This window comes from Glutamicibacter arilaitensis Re117 (assembly GCF_000197735.1).
Classification (GTDB): Bacteria; Actinomycetota; Actinomycetes; order Actinomycetales; family Micrococcaceae; genus Glutamicibacter; species Glutamicibacter arilaitensis.
Window position 1 is genome coordinate 2,006,780 of sequence record NC_014550.1, and the last position, 17,804, is coordinate 2,024,583.

Consider the following 17,804-nt stretch of genomic DNA (forward strand, 5'->3'; position numbering starts at 1 on the left):
TCTTGACCACCGAAACCCTTGGTCAGCCTGAGCAAATTGGCTCTGCGCGAAACTTCCTACGTCATGGGTCGCCCAATACTCGATTAGCGCGCGGCACACCGATAGCATCGAGACAGTAACAGCCAATACTTTCAGGAGCTTATTTCCATGTCCCATAAGGTCAAAGCCGTCATTTCGCGCGCTAAGGACGCACCTGTAGAGGTCGTCGACATCATCGTCCCGAATCCAGGACCCGGAGAAGTCGTCGTTGACGTGCTGACCACCGGTGTCTGCCACACCGACCTGCACTACAAGCTCGGCGGCATCGGCGATGAATTCCCGTACCTGCTGGGCCACGAGTCCACCGCAGTAGTCAGCGAGATTGGCGAGAACGTCACCAACGTCAAGGTGGGCGACCGCGTCATCCTGAACTGGCGCGCAGTGTGCGGCCAGTGCCGCGCGTGCGCCAAGGGCGAGCCGAAGTACTGCTTCAACACCTTCAACGCCACCCAGAAGATGACCCTGGAAGATGGCACCGAGCTCTCACCTGCACTGGGCATCGGGTCCTTCGCCGAGAAGACCCTGGTCCACGCAGGCCAGTGCACCATCGTTGACGAAGATGCCGATCCAGCTGCCGTAGGCCTGCTCGGTTGCGGCATCATGGCCGGCATCGGTGCCGCCATCAACACCGGCGAGATCAAGCGCGGCGAGTCCGTAGCCGTGATCGGTTGCGGTGGCGTGGGCGCTGCGGCAATTGCCGGCGCACAGCTGGCCGGGGCGACCACCATCATCGCGGTGGATGTGAACTCGGACAAGCTGGAAGGCGCCAAGAAGTTCGGCGCCACCCACACCGTGAATTCCTCCAAGGTCGATGCAGTTGAAGCCATTCAGGAACTGACCGGCGGCTTCGGTGCCGACGTCGTGATCGACGCAGTGGGCCGCCCGGAAACCTACAAGCAGGCCTTCTACGCCCGCGACCTTGCCGGCCGCGTCGTGCTGGTGGGCGTGCCTACCCCGGAAATGAAGATCGAGCTGCCACTGCTCGATGTCTTCGGCCGCGGCGGTTCGCTGAAGAGCTCCTGGTACGGCGACTGCCTGCCGAGCCACGACTTCCCGATGCTCGTCGAGCAGTACAAGCTGGGCCGCCTGGATCTGGATTCCTTCGTCACCGAGCGCATCAAGATCGATGAAATCGAAGAAGCGTTCAAGAAGATGCACGAAGGCACCGTGCTGCGTTCGGTGGTGGAGCTCTAATGAGCGCCCGCATTGAAAACGTCGTCACCTCCGGCACCTTCTCGCTGGATGGCGGCACGTGGGATGTCGATAACAATGTCTGGATCATCGGCGATGATTCCGAGGTCATGGTGATCGACCCGGCCCACGATGTTGCCAAGATCCGCGAGGCTGTCGGTGAACGCGAAGTGATGGCCGTGCTGCTCACCCATGGACACGATGACCACATTCGTGCCGCCGGAGAATTCGCAGATGCCGTAGACGCTCCGCTGTTCTTGAACCCGGAAGACCGCATGCTTTGGGAAGCTGTCTACCCGGAGCGCGACGTGGACGCAGAAATCAGCGAAGGCGACACCTTCACCATCGCCGGCACCACGCTCACCGCCCTGCACACCCCTGGGCACTCGCCTGGTTCCACCTGCTTCTACGCAGAAGACCTGGGCGTGCTGTTCAGCGGTGACACGCTGTTCAACGGCGGCCCTGGCGCTACCGGCCGCAGCTACTCCAGCTTCGAGACGATCGTTGAATCGATCCGTACCAAGCTGCTGGATCTGCCAGGCGAAACCGTGGTCAACACCGGCCATGGCGATGCCACCACGATCGGTGCCGAAGCACCGAATCTGGATGAATGGATCAAGCGCGGTCACTAAGCACCACGCATCGAGCGGCAGCAGACCTTTAGGGCCGGCTGCCGCTCGTGTTTAAAGTTGATGCGCAAAACATCTGGTGATGGCAAGATTAAATACATGCCTTCAGATAAACGCTACAAGTCCGCCGCTGCCTTATTCCTGGGCGCGGCAGTATTCATCATCGTCGGCATCGTCGTGCTGTGGTGGGACAGTCAGCAAGAAGTAGTTTTCTACTCTGGATCCTATGTACCGCTGGTCGAAGACTCTGAAATCTACTTTGGCCCGGGTCCCACCGAAGTTCTCGGTTGGGTGCTGGCTTTGCTCGGCGTTGGAGCGCTTGGGGTTGCCAGCGGCTTATCGCTTCGCCAGCTCACGCGGTTCAAGGCCTGGTTCCTGATCGCCGGATTATTGCTGGCAGCTGGTGGTATCGCAGCACTGGTATGGGACTACAACCAGGTTCGAACCTTCGGCTGGTTCGCCTATGCGCCGCTGAGCGAAGCGGAATTCGCTCCGGCCAGCATGGCCAGCGTCATGGGAAAGCTGGGGCTTGTGGCCGGAACCTTGCTGGCCAGCAGCTATCTGGGATTCCGGTACCATTCCAAGCCCAACGGCTCAGCCATCCGAGGCTAGAACAATGAGTTGCTGTGCTCTTCGATGAGCTCCGGAGAATTATTGCGCACGTTGCCCACTGCGGTATCGACCTCATGCATTCTCCAAGTGGAAGCCACATCAAAGGCTTGGGCACGGATCTGTTCAATGAGCCCTTCGCCGTCTTCTTCGGCGGGGTTCAGCCAGCGGCCCATCATCTCCTGATCCAGCGGAATCGGCAGACGATCATGCAGGCCAGCTAGTTCACCGAGCACTCCGGGTTCTTCTGCCGATGGTGAGTCCATGGTCATGATCGAGGTCGACAGGACCCAGGCGCCGTCCTCGTCTTTCCACCATTCATAGAGTCCGGCGAAGAAGATCAGCTTCCCATCCTCGCGATGCACGTAGAAGGGACGCTTCTTGCTGCCTTCTTTCTTCCACTCGTAGTAGCCTTGCACCGGCACGAGCGCACGACGCTTCTTCACCGCCGAACGGAACGTCGGCTTGGTGCTGGCCGTCTCGCTGCGTGCGTTGAAGGCACGCACGCCTACGGACAGTTCCTTGGCCCAGCCTGGCACCAAGCCCCAGCGGGCCACGTGAATCTGGCGATGCAGCTCATCGTCGATCAGCCGCTCGAGCACGATCGGCACGTCGGTGGTCGGAGCGACGTTCCACGACTGCCGCAGTTCCAGGTTGGTGTCGGTTTCTGCCTCGGCCTCGGCTACCAGATCGCCGATGGCCTTGGCCATCACATACCGTCCGCACATCGCCTGCCCCTTAAGCTTGGATCTCTAGGAAAATCTGCTCCCAGTCTAGCGAGCGAGCGCAAAGAAATCAGTGAACTTTTCCGCCTACAGGGGAACAAAGCGAACAGTGCTGCCGTTACACCAAGTATGAGCAACGAATTGAACCTTGACCAGTATGTACCCGCTGCAGGCGGAGTCACCATGTTCACCACCAGCTGGTGCGGCTACTGCCGCAACCTCAAGCGTCTGATGGATCAGAAGGGTGTTGCGTACACCGAGGTGAACATCGAGGAAGTTGAAGGCACGGCAGAGATCGTCGAGTCCTTCAACAACGGCAACCAGACCGTACCAACCCTGATCTTCCCTGACGGCACCGCAGCGACCAACCCACGCATCGAAGAGGTCGTTACGCGCGTCGGCGCCTAGTCCCTTCACCAATGAATCGGCACCTGCTGGTGCCGATTCATTGCTTTAAGCCCGGTTAGAGCCCAATCAGCGTGGCGTGCTCACGGTATTCTTCGAGCAACGCAGCACTAAACGCTTCGGTGGTAACCCCGGCAAGCAGATCATTGGCCGCGCCTACCGTCGTTGGATCCATCGCCACGCCCATGGCCTGGTAAACCCCGTCCAGCACCTGGCGCAGCGAGACGGAACCCTCCACCACGAATACCGAGGAGAACAGCCACGCGCCGGAAACCACACGCTGGGCCGTGCCGACCAGTTTCACCGGAAATTTTCGCGGCGAACTCTCATCGGGGGTTCCGTGAACCGAATGATCCCCGGGGCAGTATTCCCCCGGAATTGGCCCCACCTGCGCATTGACGCCAACTCGCTGGAAAGCATTGGCATACAGCTGCGCGAAAGTTTCAAAACGGATCTGCTGGCGCATCACCGAACCATCCTCAGGCTCAATGTGATCGACGATCAAGGTGCCACGGTGATAGGCCGCAGCCCGACCGCCAGCTTTGCGTACCAAGGGCGCGAAGCCGTGCTGTTGGGCAACTTCTCTCGCCGCTTCGTATCCAGCCAGTCGTATATCTCGCTGGCCGAAAGCCAAGGTGGGGTCCGGCCGGTAAATCCGGAGCAAGGCTCCACGCTCGCCGGATTGCACTTGCCTCAGCAGCTGCACCCCGCGTTCCAAATCAGCCGACGGGTCACCGCTAGGATCTTCGATCACTACTGACAACGGCTTATCTGACTGGGGATTCCACAAACTCATAAAACTGAGTCTAATTCAGCATTTGGTCCCAGATGGATTAGATGTCACAGCACTTGACTGCCCCTGCCCAGCTTTTCTGGGCCATAATAAAAAGCGTGCCAAATTCTTCGACCCCTGTCATCCTGATCGGCGGACCTTCAGGTTCGGGCAAGTCCTACCTCGCCTCGCGATTCGGCCGACCCCACCTGCCGCTTGATGAGTTCTACCGCCAGATCAGCGAAGACGGGGAATCCTTCGCCTTCCCGCGAACTGCATACGGTGAGATCGATTGGGATCATTCAGCGACCTGGAACAAGGAAGCCGCGCTCCAGGCCATCGATGATCTGCTGGAGCACGGCACCACAATGGTGCCTAACTACTCGATCGCTACCTCAAGCTACGACGGGCACCGGGAAATCACCTGTATCGGTGGTCCCATCGTGGCCGAAGGCATCTTCCTCTACGAGATCCTTGAGCCATTACGAGCCAAGGGACTGAACGTTCAGGCCTACTATGTCGATGAACCTGCACTAGTCACCGCACTTCGCCGCTTTGTCCGCGACGTGGCGCAGCGCCGCAAGCCAATCCTGTTCTTGATCAAGCGCGGCTACGCACTGTTCCAAGCCCACGGAGCAGACCGGGAAAAGTACCGCCAACGCCAGTTCATTTTGAAGTCGAAACCCGAATTGAAGAAGCTTCTGGCTGGGCTGCATACCTCGGCACCGAATTAGCGAGAACGCACCGTCAAGATCTGTTCAGCGCGCCCGAAAGGGCCAGCGACATCGTGCAATACCGTCGAGGTCAGGCCGATTCCATCAGTACCGAAGCTCTGCTGGACTTCAAGCCCCAGCCACTTGCCGACAGGCCGCCGGTACATGTGGATTTGCAGGTCCACATTCGGATAGATCCAGGTTCCCTCGCTAGGATTCACCCGGGGCACCACTCCATTAGCGGTGTCGATCATTCCCACAAGGCTGGACATGTCGCTCGCATCTTTGGTGTCAACCAGGGCATAGGGAGTTCGCAGCCACGCGAAACCGCGTCCTGGACGGAGCTGCTCATTGGCACGCATCTCGATGGACTTGATGTAGCCGCCGGGCCATTGCTCGCTGATAGCTTGGACAGCACAGGTTTCAGGACCGGGAATTGACCGGTCCTCGATCCCAGCTACTTCGTTGGTGTCGGCCGTGATAACTCGCCACGCGCGGGCCACAATGCTTGTGCGTCCCTTGGCCGTCATTTCAGCTTCGATCAGCTCAATGGTGCGGCCAGGGCGGACCATGCGTGTGGTGATCTCAAATTCTCCGGCGTGAATCAAACCGTGAATCTCATAGCTGATCCGGGCGATGCGCATATCTTCGCGAGGCTCGAAATTTTCCAAGGCGTAAGCCAAAATTCCCGAAGCAGGCCCCATGTGCTGTTCGTGCGGGTTCCAAGCTCCTTGGGAATGCCACGATGAGCGGAAGCGTCCTTCGCCGAGGGATTCAAAATAGAAATCGCCGTCAGCCAGGACCTTTTCTAGCTCTTCATTGAGCTGGTGTGTCATCATTGCCCTCCTGGCATCACAAAGTTATTTACTCTGATCTCAGGTTATCCAATGAGTAATAGAAATCACTAAACTACTTGGCTGTGTCGTGTTCATGTGCCCGCTGACCAGCGTTATCCATAATTCCCAGCACCTCAGCTATGCCGCCAACGGCCCACAACGCATGCGGTGTCATCGTGTCGAACTGTGCCGACTGCCCTGCCTTCACGTGATAGATCCGCTCACCGAGCTTCAGCTGGATTTCACCAAGCAGCACGGTGAACCATTCCTTGCCAGGATGGATCCGCAGCTCGGTGGGCGCAGGAGCCTTTGACGGATCGAAACGCATTTTCGAAACATTGACGCCGTTAACCGCGTCTTCCGTAGAGAGCTTCCACATGGTGATTCCGGGCATCGAAATTGGCTCAGGACGAATGATGATCTGCGCTTCAGAGGTCGATACCAGCTCATCAAGACTGGTGTTCAAGGCCTTCGCAATCGGAATCAGCTGGTCCAGTGCGATACGGCGGCTGCCAGTTTCAATTCTGCTGAGCGTAGAAACGCTCATTGAGGCCTTGGAAGCCAGCGACTCCAGCGACCATCCCAGATTTTGCCGCAGGTTTCTTATGCGTTGGCGAATGACTTGATCTACTTCGAATTCTTGCGTCATACGCAAATCATAGTTACTGACGCGCAAAACATCGATAGTTTTGAGCCAACGCCACAATAAACACTGGAGGAGCAATGGAACATTTTGAAGCAATCGTCATTGGCGGCGGAAGTGCCGGGCTGGCCGCAGCAGTCGCCTTAGGCAGATCGAGACGCACCGTGCTAGTCATCGATGAAGGAAATCCACGCAACGCGAAGGCCTCGCATGCCCATAACATCTTGGGGCAAGAAGGAACCAACCCAATGGACCTTTTGGAACGAGGACGAGACGAAGCCCGGCATTACGGCGCTCGGATCATCGAGGGAAAGGTGGACACCCTCACCGGATCACTGGATACAGGCTTCACCGTGACGATGACTGAGCGATCCTACAGCGCCGAACGGATCGTTCTAGCTACGGGCCTCATTGATAATTTGCCGGAAATACCTGGATTGGCTCAAGCCTGGGGCAAGAGCGCTATTCACTGCGCCTATTGCCACGGATGGGAAGTTCGGAATCAAGAGCTTTTAGTTCTCGGCATCGGAGCCATGAGCAGCCATCAAGCAATGATGTTCAACCAGCTGAGCTCGAAAATCACTTTCATCAACCACAACTCCAGCGCACTAGCTGAAGAGAACCGGGCAACCCTGGAAGCCTTGGGCATTCCTGTCCTGGAACAGTCGGTGATAGCCGTCGAATTCGACGATCAAGGCACCCTCGCCTCGGTACTGCTGGCAAACAATCAGCGGCTCAACGCCGAAACGCTAGTGGTTGCAACCCACATGCAGGCACAAGCTGCCCTCTACGAATCACTCGGTGGAAGCCTCGCCGAAAACCCGTTGGGGACGTATATCAGCGTTAATGAAATGGGCGCTACGGAAGTCGCAGGCATTTATGCTGCAGGGAATGTCTGCAATCTGGGGGCCATGGTTATGGCAGCCGCCGCATCGGGAACGATCGCCGGAGCTGCCATTAACGCGGACCTGATTAGTTCCCAACTTGCCACCAGCTAAGCAAGAAAACGTTGGCATCCGCTTGCCCCACCCGGGCCAATAATCGTTGGGTTCGGATGGGGCAAGTGGCAACACGTGGATGGATTGGAAGGCGCGCATCAATTTCGAAAAAAATAATTTCTACATACCCCCATGTCAAAGGGATTTAACTGGCGCATCGCGGCATTCTCAATGCCCGCAAAACACCTACGTAGCACTCATCACTTCCCACAGGCCAGCGATCGATGGTACGCTTGATCTGTTACCTCAACGGTTACAGGTGTGAGTCCCCGCCAGTAATCGTTAGCAGTAGGATTTGTAGCACAGCCAACAAATCGTCTGTGCTTTACAAATCGGTTCACCGATCTTTAGATCGAATGAACTCCTATCGAAACGAATTCTTCATCTTCTCTTCTTCACTGCAGATACAACATCTCGACGACTCTGTACGTCACAATTCTGTGGATTCCTTGTTCTACTCCGCTAGCGTGGGGTCATTACCCGTTAGCAGCCTGGATTCCGACGATGTTTAAGCAAGTGCAGCGACACCCGTTTTGGCCGATACCGGCAAAATCAGTATTCGATTCTCCGTATCGACGGCAGGCGAATCGTTCTCGGCAGCTCTGCACGAGGTAACCCCTAAATTTTCCGATTCGGAACTTCGGATCGGCAACCCGGCCACAACGTGGCCAATCAATAAATAAGGATATAACACTATGGCCACTGGCACCGTGAAATGGTTCAACGCTGAAAAGGGCTTCGGCTTCATCGCTCCTTCGGATGGATCGGCTGACGTCTTCGCACACTACAGCGCAATCCAGAGCTTCGGTTTCCGTAGCCTCGAAGAGGGCCAGACCGTTGAGTACACCCTGGAAGCTGGTCCAAAGGGCCCACAGGCTACCAACATTCAGGCTCGCTAAGAGACTTTCTTCAAAGGTGTAGTTCCCCGCAAGGTTGGAACTGCACCTTTGTTGCTTTTAACCGGCTGCCAGTGACAGCCCATCTCGTGTAATCACTCGGTAGTTTGTTTACACACGAACTCACCACATCGCTTACAACCAAACTCAGGACATCGTAGACACGCGGCATCAGCACATCGCTGACAACCAAACTCACAACATCGCTGACACCGTGCGCAACGAATCTCCTTAGCTAGGAAACGGCGACGTCAGACGAATAGTAGATGTCCTCATACTCGATCCGCTTCTGAGTCCAGGCCGGCTTCGGATCCCTGATCCGGGCTCCATACACCTGCCACAACGGCACCAAACGCGCACTGGAATGCAGCCTGACCGGTAACGGAAATGACAGTGATTGCTCACCATCAACAGTGCTGTAAAGCGTATAAGCATCCTTGCTCAAGACCAGCTGGTATTCACCGATCAGGTGAGCTGGCACCTTGAAAACACGGCCACGAAAATAGATCTGCGGATTCGTCCGTCGAATCTGGATCACATCATCGCGTTGATCCGTCAGTACGCTGGGGCTACCGGTGTAGTTTTCAACCTTCGTACGTCCCAACACCTGAAGCCCATCATCCACTACGCCCTCCGGAACCAAATCGGCTTTCACGGCCAGAGCCTTGTCCAAGTACGACTGGGCTTTGGCCTGTATCCGGGCAATATCGATGGCCACGCCATCCGAACCACGATGATCACCGGCTTCCCACGCTTGAGCAGGCGTCAGATACGTGTGCCCCACTTTCAGCGCCTGGTGGCGCCGACGGTGGTTATAGTGATTCCGATACTGCTCCAACAACGTGGAAAGCTCCGCCAGGTTATGTGGTGCATGCGCGTCGAGGAACCGGGTCAACGTATTATGGCTGCGTTCGTTCTTGCCTTGCGTTTGCGGATGACTGAACCGGCCCGTAATCGCTTCGCAGCCCACGCTAGCCAAGAATATTTCAGTCTGGTTCACCAGGCCCTGCCGAGAAAGATTGAAAGCACCACCATTGTCGCTGAGAAGTTGTTGCGGCACCCCATACTCCGCGAACGCTGCCTTGAGCGTTTCCATCGCATCTTGCGCGTTCTCCATTTGCTCAAAGCACCGCGTGAATATTCGACTCTTTGGGGGCCACTGAAATTGTCTTTGGGAGCCATTACCGCAAATCGTGATTATTGTGCTCGGGTGCCACCTATGGCTTCATTGGGGACCACAAAGTAAGCTCCTTTCACTATGTGAGGGCCACATGGTGAAAGGAGCCATTTTCAATGGTACGTAAAATCCAGACGAAGCCAATCCTGAGGCTTCGATCCGAAGGATTCTCGCAAAGGTCGATCTCCACATCCCAGGGATTCTCCCGTCGTAGCGTTGCTGCCGTCTTCGAAGCAGCAGACCGCGAACAACTTGACTGGGAGGCAGCCCGAGACATCCCTGAGTCCACTGTCTACGACAGATTATTCCCAGGCAGAGGAACCCACACCAGCGTCTTCGTCCAACCTGATTGGGCACGTGTGCACCAAGAACTGGCGAAGGTCGGCGTGACGCTCAAGCTTCTCCACAGCGAATACGTTGACCAGCATTTCCGGCCTGATACGCCCACGATGGGCTACGACCGTTTCTGCAAGACTTACCAACGCTTTGTGTTGGAGTCTAATGTAGCTTCCCGCGTCGAACACAAAGCGGGGATGAGCGTGGAAGTGGACTGGTCGGGACCGACCATGACACTCACAGATCCGCTGACCGGGGCACCTTCCAAGGTGTATTTGTTCGTCGCTTGCTTGCCATTCAGCCGGTACGCATTCGTCGAATCGACCTTGAACATGAACCAGGATTCCTGGCTCAGAGCGCACGTGAGCATGTTCGAAGCCTTCACGGGCAGCGTCCCGCGGATCGTGCCGGACAACCTGAAAACAGGCGTGACCCGCCATCCAACCGAAGGTGAGATCGTGCTCAACGATGCCTACCGGCACATGGCGGCGCACTACAGTGCTGCTGTGCTGCCAGGACGGGTACGCAAGCCGAAAGACAAAGCCAGCGTAGAGAACACCGTTGGACATATCGCTACCTGGGTCATCGCCGGTTTGCGGCATAGCACCTATACCAGCTTGAACGAATTACGCCAGGCAATCCGCGAACGGGTCCACGCCTACAACGCGCAGCCTTTTCAGAAGCGTGCTGGCTCGCGTACCAGCGTGTTCCGCGAACAAGAGCAGCCTCTGCTGCATCCCTTGCCAGCCGTGCCATATGTCATCAGCACCTGGGTTTACGGGCGCAAAGTCGCGAAGAACAGCTACGTCTCGTACAAGCGGAACTATTATTCGGTTCCGGTCGCCCATCTCGGGGCCAGCGTGGACTTGCGCGTCACTGACACGGTGCTGGAAATCTTCAAAGGACATCAGCGGTTGGGTAGCCATGTGTTGCTGTCCGCGCAGAGTGTGAACCAGTACCAAACGAATGATTCGGATATCCCAGCAGAACACCGCTTCACTCAATGGGATCCGCAGCGAGTGCGGGAGTGGGCGCAACGGTGTGGAGTGCAGACTTTGGAAGTGGTTGACCGGATTTTTGCTGCAGTCCAGGTTCAGGAACAAGGGATCAACCCTGCATTAGCGGTGCTGCGGTTAAGCCGTAAGTACAGTTCAGACAGGTTGGACGCAGCATGCAGAATCGCTTTGGAAAGTGCTATCAACTCGCCGCGATACGCCCATTTGGAGCCGATCTTGAAGACTGGGCAGGACAAGAACCTCATTGCTGAAGTCCCTGTTGTTGCGGATTCTGGTGGCTACGTCCGTGGTAGCGCTTACTACGACGGAGGACAGCGATGAGCGGTTTGGATCTGGAGACCAAAAGAAAACTGCGCGAGATGGGTGCGGTTGAATTGCTGCATGCGGTCGAAGCGCAGGACGAGTCATTAAGCATGAGCCTAAGGTTCAATGAGCGGATGCGGATGGCCGTGGACGAAGCACATTCGGCCTACACCACGGGACGCGTGGGAGGGCTGGTTCGGCGGGCCAAGCTTCGTTACCCCGATGCTGACCTGCGTACCTTGGATTTCGTCGAAGAGCGTGGCTGGGCTGCTATGGATATTTCGGACAGTGGCACCCCATGAAATGATGGGGTTCACCGAAATGAGGAAGCACCACAAATGTCATCAACACGACGCAAGTTCAGCCAGGAATTCAAAGACGAACTCTGCCGCGAAGTCATCGACACAGCCAGACCCATCAAGTCTGTCGCCACTGAATACGGCGTCGGCACCGAAACGCTACGCAACTGGCTGAAGAAGTACAAAGAAGCCCACGGCGGCCCTGAGACCGAGCCGGAACTCAACGTTTCCGAACGTGCCCGACTCAAGGAACTCGAACGCGAAAACCAAGAGCTGAAGGCCGAAGCAGCGTTCCTAAAAAAAGCGGCCGCATACTTCGCAAGGGAGCCACGGTAGTGGCGAAGTATGAATTCATCGACTCCTACGCAGCAGACTCGTCAACTCCGGCGATTGTGAAGATGTGCCGATGGCTGGAGGTCTCCCGGTCCGGGTTCTACCACTGGCGCTCCCGCCCAGTCTCGGCCACCGCGGCTCGCAGACAGGCTTTGGCGGACCGTGTGAGCCATTTCTTCGAGGAATCAGAAGGAACCTACGGGTACCGCAGGATCCACGCGGACCTCGCCGCTGAGAACAGCGAGTGCTCACCGGAGCTGGTCCGCCAGATCATGCGCCAAGAGGGCCTGGTGCCGTGTCAGCCACGACCGTTTAGGACCACTACCGAAGCGGATGCCGAAGCTGCTGCAAGCATGCCTGATCTGGTGAAACGTGACTTCACCGCGAATCGCCCGGGCCTCAAGTTCGTCGGTGATATTACGTATATTCACACGTGGCAGGGGTTCATCTATCTGGCGACGGTCATCGACTGCTATTCGAAGAAAGTCGTTGGCTGGGCGATCGAGGATCACATGCGTGCCGAGCTGGTGGAGAAGGCCCTGCGCAACGCTGCGGATACGAGCAGGATCGAGCCGAACGCGATCAGCCACAGCGACCGCGGAAGTGTTTATACCTCGGCTTCATACCGGGCTTTGGTTGCCCGGTTGGGGATGCGTTCGTCCATGGGTAAGACCGGGATTTGCTGGGACAATAGCCAGGCAGAAACTTTTTTCTCGGCGTTGAAGAACGAGCGGGTCTACCGCACGACCTACGCTACGAAGGAACGGGCCCGCAAGGACGTTATCCGCTATATTGAGGGGTTCTATAACAGTCGTAGGCGTCATTCGGCGCTTGGTTATCGGCGTCCGAATGAAGTCCATTATAGTTATCAGCAGTCGGCTACGGCAGCGTAGAGAAACCATTAATCCGCTGTCCGAAAACTCCTAAGCAGCCCAGGCCTAGACCAAACCACTTTGGCTTCGTTGGGCAGTTGCGGTTTCATCGCCCAGAACCATAACGTGGTTTTCCAAGGCTTCACTGGCTCAGGGAAGTCCTATCTGGGATGCGCGTTGGCTAAGCAGGCGTGCCGTCATCAGATTCGTACTTTTTACGTACGGATGCCGGACTTGGAAGAAGAATGGGTTCAAGTTCAGGACAAGCCGTTGGGCGCTTCGAAATTCTTGAAGAAATATGGGTCGTACACGCTGCTGGTCATTGACGAGTGGCTGTTGGATCGACCTGATGGCGATTTCCTTCGAATGCTTCTGGAGCTGATGGAACGCCGTTATGGAACATCATCGACGGTGTTCTGCACCCAGTATCCGAAGAAGGATTGGCATCAGCGGCTCGGTTCCGGGGTTCATGCAGACGCGATCATGGATCGGATCATTCACAACACGACGTGGTTCGAGACCGGGACGTACAACATGCGTGAACAGTTGAGCTCTTCGTAACTAGGAATGCTGTTGGGGGCTGGTGGTTCCCTTCCGAGAGATCGCTGGCTCCCAACGGCAATACTTGTGGTCCCCAAAGGCAATATCTGGTGGTACCCAGACCTACGAATATTCACCGCGTACCCACGTCGAATCGGGAGCCGTCATCAATGAGCTGATAGATCATCGCCTTGGTCGCGTCCTGGTCGAACAATCGATATTCCAGTCCGTCGATCTGCCACATTTCCATCGGATGCGAACGGGCGAAGCGCAGCCATGATTTACGGGGGCGTTTGCGCGGGTTTCGCTTGGTAGCTCCGGCCTCGGCAAGGATCCTGCCGATCGTGGCCACCGAGGGGCGTAGCTCACCGAACTCCTGAGTATCAAGGCTTTCGAACCAGATAGATAAGGGCCCGTTGTCCCACCCGTCCTTGGCCAGTCGCTTGCGGATGCGTAGGACCGTGGTTTTGGTTTGGTCGCTGTAGATGCGCCGGTCTGTTTTCGGGGCTCTGGAGTGCGGGTTGAGTGCTTTGTTCCCTTCGGCAACGAATCGCTCTTTGACTTTGTAGTAGGAGGGTCTGCTGATTCCCAGTTCCTTGCAGAACTGCGAGATACTCAAGGAGTCTGGCAGGCCCGGATCGAACTCGATGATTTGGCGGCGTATCGACGCCGATAATGAATTTGACACGTTTAATTATCAAATTGATCGCTGACCAGAAGGGGCCTGCCAGCATGTCTTGCTACCTGTCAGCGATGTGCTGATACATCCTGTAAGCGATGTTGTGAGTCAGGGTGTAAGCGATGTTCTGAGAGAGGACATGACAGCCCATCTCGCAGTCGGTATCACCAGCGTGGCAATGTTGCCGGGGATCACTGCAATCTGCGTCAGTGCTTAGCCCGTATCCAGACGCTGAACACAAATCGCGCTAACGCGAAAACACTGGTGGTCCTGCAAGACACCAAGCACGCATTATGAAAACTGCTGCCGGCCCATTTTCTACGCGCGAGCAGTTAACCGGCGGTCTCCCCCACTGATGCTGCATAGCGGTCAATCTTCCATAGGCCCGCTTTGCTAGCATAAATGTCCGCATCCGTTGAAGACAACTAGCTACCCGTGGACAATATTAGAGCTGTTGGATTTCAAATTCACGACGATCATGACCATCGCGCAGATCAGCAACACCACTGCCAGTCCTTGGAATCCGACGGCACCCAGAATTGGACCGGCACAAAGACCGCCGACTACACCAGCTAAATTCATGCAGAGATCCGAAGTACCCTGCAGCTGCGGGCGCTCTGCGATTCCCACTGCCCCGGTAATCATCGTTGCACCAGCCACCGTTGCTGCCGACCATCCAAGTCCCAAACTCAACAGGGCCAACGTGGTTACGGTATGGCTCTGGCCGTTGCTCCACACCAAGACACTTGCGGTAATCAGCAATGCCTGCCCGGCGAAGATAATGGTGCGCGGACCGGCCTTATCCGTGAGCCAGCCGAATACCGGTGACAGCGCGTACATCCCAGCAACATGAATTGAAATCGTGATACCGATTAGCGTTAAGCTAGCGCCTTGGTGCTGCATATGGATCGGCGTCATTGACATCAAGGACACCATGTAGAGATGTGTTAATGCCACAGTGAGCACCGCACGTCTGGCTATGGGGGTGTTTTTTAGAATGCTCCAACCTCGCCGGCGAAGCTGGGTATTATCCGCTTTCACGGCCGCTTGGTGCTGTGCCACTTGTAAGGGATCCGGACGCAGTCCCAGCCAATAAACAAACACGCCAATCAGCTGCGCGCACATGGCGATGAGAAAGCCACCGGTAAACGGCGGAAGACTGATGAATCGCGCAAGCTCTTCGCCCGGTTCAAATAAGTTTGGACCTATCACAGCGCCCACCGTTGTTGACCACACCACAACTGACAGGTCACGCCCTCGCGTTGCTTTGGTGGATAGGTCCGTAGCTGCAAACCGCGATTGCAAGTTCATTGCCGAGCCAGTTCCCAGAACCAGCATGCCCAGCAAAAGCAAAGGCCAGTAGCGGAGAAATGCGGAAGAAATAATAATGACGACACCGCTGGCTGCAATTAATGCGCCTGTTGAGAGCGAAATACGCCGACCGAACTTCTGCGCGAGAACCGCCAGTGGCAGAGCCATGAAGGCAGCACCTAGCGTATTCATGGTTGCAGCCATACCGGCCAACTCGTCAAGTCCCGAAATGTCTACGATCAGCAGCGATCCTAACGTTAGGGTTGCACCGCTACCTAGTCCCCCGAGAATCTGGCCGGCAGCAAGAATCGAAATCGATTTGCGCCGAATCCGGGTAATCTCCCGGTCACCCAGCGAATTACGTTCATTGGATGAGGCTTCGATCTGCACAGCTGCTCCCGCACTCGCATAGTTTCTCTTACCGTCTAAGTATCTACTAAATACTGCTTGGAATTGCCCTTTTTCGCCATGCGTGACGTTGGCCCGCCCAGGCGGGGCCAACGTCACGCATGGCTTGGCAGAAATTCCTGATTCGAATCCTCAGGTACCTGCCATGGTTCCAGGCCCTCATCATTCGAGTCTCAAATCAGGCCAGCATATCGCTCCGTCTGTTCAGCGCTCAGTCCTGTTTTAACCTGACAGCTCAGGTCATCGACGAGTATTTCTGTTACACCGGATTCAGGACCGTCCAGTGCCTGGGATACGACGTGGAAAGCTGATGTCTTTTCACTTTCCAGTGCAGCTGACTCACCGCAACGTCAATCATCAATTTAACTACTGAGATGGGAATCCGCGCGACCAGCTTTTACGCGGCTTTCGGGAACAAGGAGAGCTCCTTAGAGTAAGCAAGCGCTGTACTATGCCGAAGTCTCTAAAATGTCACCACTGCGATCGCCCAACCAACAACCAGCGAATCTGTAGCCAAATTGCTTCGAATTAGTTCCGAACGCCTATGTCGATGAAGCGACCCCGCCCGGAAGCCTGCTCATCTCCGAGCCACGTCTATCAAGCAAGCGAGAACAGCCGGCCAGAACTATAAGTGAACGGCTGGGGCAAAGAGTTGAAAAAGACGAGCTCTTACCTGAGACAAACACCGGTAACTTGGCTTCTTCCATTCTTGCGGTAGCTCTAGGCATGTCTCGACGCGCTTGCGACGATAGAAAATGTGGGGATCTGATTTCCATTGCCAATACCGCCATGGCGGCAATTCCACTGGTCAAATAGCTGCTCTCTTCAACGGCCAGCACACTTCGTTCGCACAAGGCAATGCACGATGTCCCGGAACCTGCCGCTGCACGGTCTTTCGAAAGTGGTTTAAAGACAAGAAGACCACGGACTCAATATGGGTCCATGGCCTTCTATTCATCAGCAATCGAGATGAAGATTCTTTAGAATTAGAAATCCCAGTCTTCGTCTTCGGTGTTTACTGCCTTGCCGATTACGTACGACGAACCGGAACCAGAGAAGAAGTCGTGGTTTTCGTCAGCGTTCGGGCTCAATGCAGCCAAAATCGCAGGCGAAACGTCGGTTACGGTAGATGGGAACATCGCCTCGTAGCCCAAGTTCATCAAAGCCTTATTGGCGTTGTAGTGCAAGAACTTCTTGACGTCCTCGGACAGGCCTACCGGATCGTAAAGATCGTGGGTGTACTGAACTTCGTTTTCGTACAGTTCGTACATCAGCTCGAAGGTGTAGTCCTTCAGCTCCTGCTTGCGCTCTTCGGTCTCGTTTTCCAGTCCCTTCTGGAACTTGTAGCCGATGTAGTAACCGTGAACGGCTTCGTCGCGGATGATCAGGCGGATCAAGTCTGCGGTATTGGTCAGCTTCGCATGCGAGGACCAGTGCATTGGCAGGTAGAAGCCCGAGTAGAACAAGAACGATTCGAGCAGAGTCGAGGCGATCTTGCGCTTCAGTGGATCTTCGCCGTGGTAGTAGCTCTCAATGATCTGGGCCTTCTTCTGCAGGTTCACATTTTCAGTGGACCAGCGGAAGGCTTCGTCGATTTCCTTGGTGGAGGCCAAGGTCGAGAAGATCGAGGAGTAGCTCTTTGCGTGCACCGATTCCATGAAGGCGATGTTGGTGTATACGGCTTCTTCGTGCGGGGTGAGCGCATCTGGAATCAGCGAAACAGCTCCAACGGTACCCTGCAAGGTATCGAGCAAGGTCAGACCGGTGAAGACGCGCATAGTCAGCAGCTTCTCGTCTTCGGTCAGGGTACCCCACGACTGGATGTCGTTGGACAGCGGCACCTTCTCCGGAAGCCAGAAGTTATTGACGAGACGGTTCCAGACCTCTACGTCCTTGTCGTCCTGGATGCGGTTCCAGTTGATTGCCTCAACCTTGTTGGTGAGCTGAATCTTCTCGGTCATTGCCCCTCATCGAAAAGCTAAATCGTGTTAAGAACTTTGCCTACAACTCTACCGTTGTTTTCAACGGCACCTGCTCAGCAAGGCCCTAAGTTAATCTCGGATCGCTAACACGA

The 17,804-nt window shown here is 55.9% G+C and carries 16 protein-coding genes and 3 pseudogenes; 11 read left to right on the forward strand and 8 right to left on the reverse strand.

Annotated features, from left to right (window positions below):
- The first annotated feature begins 147 nt into the window (after positions 1-147).
- The 3 genes from AARI_RS09615 (at position 148) to AARI_RS09625 (ending at position 2,471) form a co-directional block, all read left to right on the forward strand.
- The gene (locus tag AARI_RS09615) at positions 148-1,233 is read left to right on the forward strand and encodes an S-(hydroxymethyl)mycothiol dehydrogenase (RefSeq protein WP_013349113.1); all 1,086 of its coding nucleotides are present in this window, start codon (positions 148-150) and stop codon (positions 1,231-1,233) included.
- Positions 1,233-1,862 carry an MBL fold metallo-hydrolase gene (locus AARI_RS09620; protein WP_013349114.1) on the forward strand — a complete coding sequence of 210 codons (630 nt, stop codon included), beginning with the start codon at positions 1,233-1,235 and terminating at the stop codon, positions 1,860-1,862. Before AARI_RS09615 ends, AARI_RS09620 begins: the two co-directional genes overlap by 1 nt.
- Positions 1,863-1,958: 96 nt before the next feature.
- Positions 1,959-2,471: a hypothetical protein gene (locus AARI_RS09625; RefSeq protein ID WP_013349115.1), complete on the forward strand. Its 513-nt coding sequence runs from the start codon at positions 1,959-1,961 to the stop codon at positions 2,469-2,471.
- Here the strand turns inward: AARI_RS09625 and AARI_RS09630 are convergent.
- A complete protein-coding gene (locus AARI_RS09630) occupies positions 2,468-3,196 on the reverse strand; it encodes an SOS response-associated peptidase (RefSeq protein ID WP_013349116.1) in 729 nt (242 codons plus the stop codon). The genes AARI_RS09625 and AARI_RS09630 overlap by 4 nt on opposite strands.
- Before the next feature lie 126 nt (positions 3,197-3,322).
- Between AARI_RS09630 and AARI_RS09635 the strand changes: the two genes are divergently transcribed.
- Positions 3,323-3,601: a glutaredoxin domain-containing protein gene (locus AARI_RS09635; RefSeq protein WP_013349117.1), complete on the forward strand. Its 279-nt coding sequence runs from the start codon at positions 3,323-3,325 to the stop codon at positions 3,599-3,601.
- Positions 3,602-3,656: 55 nt separating this feature from the next.
- On the opposite strand, the gene AARI_RS09640 is transcribed toward AARI_RS09635, so the two are convergent.
- Positions 3,657-4,394 (reverse strand): lipoate--protein ligase family protein, encoded by a 738-nt coding sequence (locus tag AARI_RS09640; RefSeq protein WP_041648792.1) that lies wholly within the window; start codon positions 4,392-4,394, stop codon positions 3,657-3,659.
- Positions 4,395-4,489: 95 nt separating this feature from the next.
- On the opposite strand from AARI_RS09640, the gene AARI_RS09645 reads away from it, so the two are divergent.
- Positions 4,490-5,104 carry a uridine kinase family protein gene (locus AARI_RS09645; protein ID WP_013349119.1) on the forward strand — a complete coding sequence of 205 codons (615 nt, stop codon included), beginning with the start codon at positions 4,490-4,492 and terminating at the stop codon, positions 5,102-5,104.
- Here AARI_RS09645 and AARI_RS09650 read toward each other — a convergent pair.
- A complete protein-coding gene (locus AARI_RS09650; RefSeq protein WP_013349120.1) occupies positions 5,101-5,919 on the reverse strand; it encodes a thioesterase family protein in 819 nt (272 codons plus the stop codon). The genes AARI_RS09645 and AARI_RS09650 overlap by 4 nt on opposite strands.
- Before the next feature lie 73 nt (positions 5,920-5,992).
- Entirely contained in the window at positions 5,993-6,568 is a 576-nt protein-coding gene (locus tag AARI_RS09655) for a helix-turn-helix domain-containing protein (RefSeq protein ID WP_013349121.1), read from the reverse strand.
- Positions 6,569-6,642: 74 nt separating this feature from the next.
- On the opposite strand from AARI_RS09655, the gene AARI_RS09660 reads away from it, so the two are divergent.
- Entirely contained in the window at positions 6,643-7,560 is a 918-nt protein-coding gene (locus AARI_RS09660) for an NAD(P)/FAD-dependent oxidoreductase (RefSeq protein ID WP_013349122.1), read from the forward strand.
- A gap of 695 nt (positions 7,561-8,255) precedes the next feature.
- Positions 8,256-8,459, forward strand: a complete 204-nt coding sequence (locus tag AARI_RS09665; protein WP_013349123.1) for a cold-shock protein — start codon at positions 8,256-8,258, stop codon at positions 8,457-8,459.
- 232 nt (positions 8,460-8,691) lie between these two features.
- Here AARI_RS09665 and AARI_RS18635 read toward each other — a convergent pair.
- Positions 8,692-9,591 (reverse strand): annotated as a pseudogene (locus AARI_RS18635) (IS481-like element ISAar22 family transposase); the annotation flags it as partial.
- A 158-nt stretch (positions 9,592-9,749) separates the two neighbouring features.
- On the opposite strand from AARI_RS18635, the gene istA reads away from it, so the two are divergent.
- The 4 genes and pseudogenes from istA to AARI_RS09695 form a co-directional block, all read left to right on the forward strand.
- On the forward strand, positions 9,750-11,306 hold the full coding sequence (gene istA / locus AARI_RS09675; RefSeq protein ID WP_013349124.1) for an IS21-like element ISAar36 family transposase: 1,557 nt from the start codon (positions 9,750-9,752) through the stop codon (positions 11,304-11,306).
- Positions 11,303-11,590, forward strand: coding sequence for a hypothetical protein (locus tag AARI_RS09680; protein ID WP_049862620.1), 288 nt, complete (start codon positions 11,303-11,305; stop codon positions 11,588-11,590). Before istA ends, AARI_RS09680 begins: the two co-directional genes overlap by 4 nt.
- A gap of 36 nt (positions 11,591-11,626) precedes the next feature.
- A protein-coding gene (locus AARI_RS09690; protein ID WP_157867047.1) for an IS3-like element ISAar4 family transposase occupies positions 11,627-12,813 on the forward strand; the annotation gives its coding sequence in 2 pieces (ribosomal slippage) (positions 11,627-11,882 and positions 11,882-12,813; 1,188 coding nt in all).
- A 42-nt stretch (positions 12,814-12,855) separates the two neighbouring features.
- Positions 12,856-13,353, forward strand: a pseudogene (locus AARI_RS09695) (ATP-binding protein); the annotation flags it as partial.
- Positions 13,354-13,468: 115 nt separating this feature from the next.
- On the opposite strand, the pseudogene AARI_RS09700 reads toward AARI_RS09695, so the two are convergent.
- The 3 genes and pseudogenes from AARI_RS09700 to nrdF form a co-directional block, all read right to left on the reverse strand.
- Positions 13,469-14,020, reverse strand: a pseudogene (locus AARI_RS09700) (helix-turn-helix domain-containing protein); the annotation flags it as partial.
- A gap of 420 nt (positions 14,021-14,440) precedes the next feature.
- Positions 14,441-15,712, reverse strand: coding sequence for an MFS transporter (locus AARI_RS09705; RefSeq protein ID WP_013349126.1), 1,272 nt, complete (start codon positions 15,710-15,712; stop codon positions 14,441-14,443).
- 1,004 nt (positions 15,713-16,716) lie between these two features.
- Positions 16,717-17,691: a class 1b ribonucleoside-diphosphate reductase subunit beta gene (gene nrdF, locus AARI_RS09715; protein WP_013349127.1), complete on the reverse strand. Its 975-nt coding sequence runs from the start codon at positions 17,689-17,691 to the stop codon at positions 16,717-16,719.
- Between the last annotated feature and the right edge of the window lie 113 nt (positions 17,692-17,804).

What these genes read in the sequence shown, in the direction of transcription:
- AARI_RS09625 (WP_013349115.1), top strand. Translation starts at nt 1,959, where the DNA reads ATGCCTTCAGATAAACGCTACAAGTCCGCCGCTGCCTTATTCCTGGGC.
- AARI_RS09650 (WP_013349120.1), bottom strand. Translation starts at nt 5,919, where the DNA reads ATGACACACCAGCTCAATGAAGAGCTAGAAAAGGTCCTGGCTGACGGC.
- AARI_RS09630 (WP_013349116.1), bottom strand. Translation starts at nt 3,196, where the DNA reads ATGTGCGGACGGTATGTGATGGCCAAGGCCATCGGCGATCTGGTAGCC.
- AARI_RS09615 (WP_013349113.1), top strand. Translation starts at nt 148, where the DNA reads ATGTCCCATAAGGTCAAAGCCGTCATTTCGCGCGCTAAGGACGCACCT.
- AARI_RS09620 (WP_013349114.1), top strand. Translation starts at nt 1,233, where the DNA reads ATGAGCGCCCGCATTGAAAACGTCGTCACCTCCGGCACCTTCTCGCTG.
- istA (WP_013349124.1), top strand. Translation starts at nt 9,750, where the DNA reads ATGGTACGTAAAATCCAGACGAAGCCAATCCTGAGGCTTCGATCCGAA.
- AARI_RS09660 (WP_013349122.1), top strand. Translation starts at nt 6,643, where the DNA reads ATGGAACATTTTGAAGCAATCGTCATTGGCGGCGGAAGTGCCGGGCTG.
- AARI_RS09640 (WP_041648792.1), bottom strand. Translation starts at nt 4,394, where the DNA reads ATGAGTTTGTGGAATCCCCAGTCAGATAAGCCGTTGTCAGTAGTGATC.
- AARI_RS09635 (WP_013349117.1), top strand. Translation starts at nt 3,323, where the DNA reads ATGAGCAACGAATTGAACCTTGACCAGTATGTACCCGCTGCAGGCGGA.
- nrdF (WP_013349127.1), bottom strand. Translation starts at nt 17,691, where the DNA reads ATGACCGAGAAGATTCAGCTCACCAACAAGGTTGAGGCAATCAACTGG.
- AARI_RS09665 (WP_013349123.1), top strand. Translation starts at nt 8,256, where the DNA reads ATGGCCACTGGCACCGTGAAATGGTTCAACGCTGAAAAGGGCTTCGGC.
- AARI_RS09680 (WP_049862620.1), top strand. Translation starts at nt 11,303, where the DNA reads ATGAGCGGTTTGGATCTGGAGACCAAAAGAAAACTGCGCGAGATGGGT.
- AARI_RS09655 (WP_013349121.1), bottom strand. Translation starts at nt 6,568, where the DNA reads ATGACGCAAGAATTCGAAGTAGATCAAGTCATTCGCCAACGCATAAGA.